At 68.2% G+C, this 4,111-nt stretch carries 4 protein-coding genes; all 4 read right to left on the bottom strand.

From position 1 onward, the window contains the following. Positions 1-53: 53 nt before the first annotated feature. From tolB to tolQ, 4 genes are read right to left on the bottom strand one after another with little or no spacing between them, the layout of a single operon-like run. Positions 54-1,391, bottom strand: coding sequence for a Tol-Pal system beta propeller repeat protein TolB (gene tolB, locus ACIPIA_RS11495; protein ID WP_400509590.1), 1,338 nt, complete (start codon positions 1,389-1,391; stop codon positions 54-56). A gap of 5 nt (positions 1,392-1,396) precedes the next feature. Continuing rightward, positions 1,397-2,602: a cell envelope integrity protein TolA gene (tolA, locus tag ACIPIA_RS11490; protein WP_400509588.1), complete on the bottom strand. Its 1,206-nt coding sequence runs from the start codon at positions 2,600-2,602 to the stop codon at positions 1,397-1,399. A 28-nt stretch (positions 2,603-2,630) separates the two neighbouring features. Continuing rightward, on the bottom strand, positions 2,631-3,080 hold the full coding sequence (locus tag ACIPIA_RS11485) for an ExbD/TolR family protein (RefSeq protein ID WP_400509586.1): 450 nt from the start codon (positions 3,078-3,080) through the stop codon (positions 2,631-2,633). Positions 3,081-3,091: 11 nt separating this feature from the next. Further along, the gene (gene tolQ, locus ACIPIA_RS11480; RefSeq protein ID WP_400509584.1) at positions 3,092-3,802 is read right to left on the bottom strand and encodes a protein TolQ; all 711 of its coding nucleotides are present in this window, start codon (positions 3,800-3,802) and stop codon (positions 3,092-3,094) included. Positions 3,803-4,111: the final 309 nt, after the last annotated feature.

The raw sequence follows: 4,111 nt of genomic DNA, 5'->3' as shown, positions 1-4,111 counted from the left end.
AAAGCCGTCCGGCTCCGGCCGGACGGCCTGGACATGCGAATCCTCTGACGTTCCTACCGCTGGCCGCTCAGCAAGGGGGACCAGGTCGGGTCGGAGGCGAAGGCCGGTGTCGGCACCGGAACTTCGACGCGGCCGGTGATGTCGACCATGTACAGCTTGCCGCCGGATTGGCCGCCGGGATCACGGAAGAACATGATGTACTGGCCGTTGGGCGCCCAGTTCGGCGCCTCGTTGTGAAAGCCTTCGGTGAGGATGCGCTCGCCCGAGCCGTCCGGGCGCATCACGCCGATCGCGAAGCCGCCGCCGCCCTGGCGGGTGAAGGCGATGAGGTCGCCGCGCGGCGACCAGGAGGGCTGCGAGTAGCGGCCCTGGCCGAAGGAGATGCGCTGGCCTTCGCCGCCCGAGGACGGCATCACATAGAGCTGCTGCTGGCCGCCGCGGTCGCTCTCGAACACGATCCGCGAACCGTCCGGCGCATAGGAGGGCGAGGTGTCGATCGCAGCCGTCGAGGTCAGGCGCGTGGTCGAGCGCGAGCCGATGTCGATGGCGTAGAGATTGGCGTTGCCGCCCTGCTGCAGGGAGAGCACGACGCGCTGTCCGTTGGGCGCGAAGCGCGGGCTGGAGCTCATGTCGGGGAAGTTGCCGACGATCTGGCGCTGGCCGGTCTCGATGTTCAGCACCTGCACGCGGGGCTGCTCGCCCTGGCGCTGGGTCATGAAGGTCACGTCCTGCGAAACCGGCGAATAGCGCGGCGTCACAACCGAGGTGTCGCCATTGGTCAGGTAGCGCACATTGGCGCCGTCCTGATCCATGATCGCGAGGCGCTTGCGACGATTTTCCTTCGGACCGGATTCGTCGACGAAGACGACGCGGGTGTCGAAGAAGCCGCCAAGCCCGGTGACCTTCGAGAAGATCGCGTCCGAGATGATGTGGCCGACGCGGCGGGCGTTGCTCGGGTCGGTGAAATACTGCTGGCCGTCGGTCTGGGTGCCGGTTGCGACATCCCAGAGGCGGAACTCGGCGCGGATGCGCCCGGCCTCGCGCGCGACGCGGCCGGTGACGAGAGCCTGCACGCCGCTGGCCTTCCAGGCCTCGAAGCGGGGGGCGGTGTCGAAAGGCGGGTTCGGCTCCGGGAAGCGGCTTTTGTCGATCGGCGTGAAGTAGCCGCAGCGCTTCAGGTTGTTGGCGATGACGCTGGAGACGAGCACGCCGCCCTCGCCGCCGAAATCGGCGATCGCGATCGGCATTGGCTGGAAGGCGCCGCCGCGCAGGTCGATGACGAGTTCGGCACGCGCCGCGGCGGGCACGAGCAGGGCGGCGCCGGCGGTGGCGAGGAGGCGGCGGCGCGTCGGCGCTGCCGTCAGGAAGGGGAGGCGGATACGGTCGATCATCGGGGTCACATGACGTCCCTTGCGTCGAAATTGACGACGACGTCGCGCCAGTCGTCATAATAGGCGGCGAATTGAGCCGGAATGCGCAAAGGCGCGCAGCGGCGGGTGGCGGTCAGCGCCGAGTCGGCGGCGACGCGGAAGAGAGGGTCCGAAGACGAGTTGATCACGCCCGGCTGGCTCGCGAGCGAGCCGTCGGTGTTGAGCTTCATGCGCACGGACGGCACGATATTGCCGCTGCCATGGGCGTTGGCGAGCGCGATCGGCACGTTCCAGCACTTCAGGAGCTGGTCCTGGATGATGCCGATGAGCTGCGCCCGCAAAGACGGGCTCAGCTTCTGCGATGCGCCGCGCTCGGTGCCGAGCGATGCGGTGCGGTTGACCTGCGGCGCCGAGGAGCCGGAAGACTGCGCCTTCTCCTTCGACTGCAGCAGCTTGGCGATATCGCTGGCGTTGAAGTTCTTGGCGATCTCGGCCTCGCGCTTGGCCTTTGCTTCGGCCTCCTGCTTGGCCTTGGCCTCGGCGGCGAGCTTCGCCTTCTGCTCGGCCTCGACCTTCGCCTTGGCGGCTGCTTCCGCCTTCTCCTTCGCCTGCTTCTCCGCTTCGGCCTTGGCGAGCGCCTCGGCCTTGGCCTTCGCCTCGGCGGCGCGCCTGGCGGCCTGGGCCTCGGCTTCCGCCTTGGCCTTGGCAGCCGCCTTCGCCTCTTCCTCGGCCTGCCTGGCCTTGGAAGCGATCTCCGCCTCCTCGGCGAGCTTCGCCAGCTCTTCGCGCTTCTGCTCGGCCTCGCGGGCGGCGGCGGCCTCGCTCCGCTGCGGCGGCTGCTTGGCGGGCTCGGGTGGCTTGGTCTCGGGCTTGGGCTGCTCGACCGCGCGGGGGGGCGGCGGCGTCGAGGCGTTGTCCTCTGCGACCTTCAGCTCGGGCGGGCGGGAGGGCGGGGCGGGCGTGTCGGCCTTGGCCTCGCCGGCCTCCTTGCGCTCGACCACCTCGGACTGGCGCTCGGCGCGCGGGGTGGGCTGCGCCTGCACCTTCTCGGCGCTGCGCTCGCCGCGGGTGACCTGGTTCAGCGCGTTGGGATCGACGAGCTCGACGGCGATCGCCTCCTCGTTCTCCGGCAGCGGCGCGGCCGACGAGAACACCAGAAGCCCCGCGACGAGGACCGTCGCGTGGCCCAGCGCCGACATCAGCAGGCCAGGTTCGGAGGTCGAAAGCTTCACGCTCTGAACACCCTTACTCTCGTCGCTCTCAGCGGCTCGCCGGTTCGGTGACCAGCGCAACCCGCTTGAAGCCGGCCGAGGTGATGGTCGACATCACCGACGCCACCCGGCCGTAATCCACCAGCTTGTCGCCGCGCACATAGATGCGCTCGTCGAAGCCCTGCTTGGCGAGGCCCTGCAGCTTGGTGACGAGGTCCGGCTCCAAGGTCGGCTCGTCCTGCAGGAAAATCTGCCCCTTGCTGTCGATCGCGATGGTGATCGGCTTCTGATCGACATTGATCGGCTTGGCGCCGGTCTGCGGCAGATCGAGCGGCACACCGGTCGCAATCAGCGGCGCGGCGACCATGAAGATGATGAGCAACACCAGCATGACGTCGATGAACGGCGTCATGTTGATCTCGGCGATGGCGCCATGGCGGCGCCCGCGACGGCCCCGGCGGCCGGCGCCCTTTGCGGCAGTGGCGGCGGACATGCCCATGGATCAGCCCCTCACGCCGCCATGCGCTCGTCGATCTGCCGCGACAGGATCGCGGAGAATTCGTCGGCGAAGGCCTCGAGCCGGCCCTGGGCCTTGGCCACCTCGGCCTGGAGCTTGTTGTAGGCCATCAGTGCGGGAATCGCGGCGAAGAGGCCGATCGCGGTGGCGAAGAGCGCTTCCGCGATGCCGGGAGCCACGACCGCGAGAGAGGAGTTCTTGGACACTGCGATCGCGGTGAAGGAGTTCATGATGCCCCAGACCGTGCCGAAGAGGCCGATGAAGGGGGCGGCCGAGGCGATGGTGGAGAGCACGAGGAGCTTGGATTCAAGCCGCTCCGTCTCGCGCTGGATGGTGACGTCCAGCACCTTGTCGATGCGCTGGGAAAGGCTGGCGACCGAGCGCCCGCCATTCTCGAAGGAGCGCTTCCACTCGCGCATCGCCGCGACGAAGACGGCCGCCATGTCGTTGACCGGCTTGGCTGCGAGGTCGCGATAGAGTTCCTCGAGCGAGCGACCGGACCAGAACACCTCCTCGAAGGCATCCATGTCGCGGCGGGTGCGGCGGTAAAGCAGCGTCTTGTCGATGATGATCGACCAGCACCAGACCGAGGCGCCGAGCAAGCCCAGCATCACCAGCTTGACGACGATATGGGCGTGCCAGAACAGCGTCCAGAACGACATGTCGATCTGTGGCGCGGCCTGCGCAACATCGGCGGGGTTCATCCTGTCATCCTTCTCACCCAGGCGGTACGGCCGCGGGCCAATCCGAAGACTCGCGCCCCGGCCTCAAACCCCGCCGCTCGCGCCGCGGAAGACCCACGCCGCCGCCCGTTTTGCGATCCGGGGAAATGCCGTATCCCGTCAATCGCGCGCGAATCCGGCGAAAGATGGGCCGAAACGGGGTTTCCCACGAAACGCATGCTCCGGAAGGAGTTAAGCATCCGGCAAGGTTAATGTGGGGTATACGCCCGATTAGAGCGCGGTGAGGAGATTGGCGTCCCGCGCCAGCCGCCAGCGGCCATCCGCCTCCTT

It is taken from the genome of Allobosea sp. CER48, from assembly GCF_044752385.1.
Classification (GTDB): domain Bacteria; phylum Pseudomonadota; class Alphaproteobacteria; order Rhizobiales; family Beijerinckiaceae; genus Allobosea.
The sequence above is the reverse complement of the archived record's forward strand: the minus strand, read 5'-3'. Positions and strand labels throughout refer to the sequence as shown.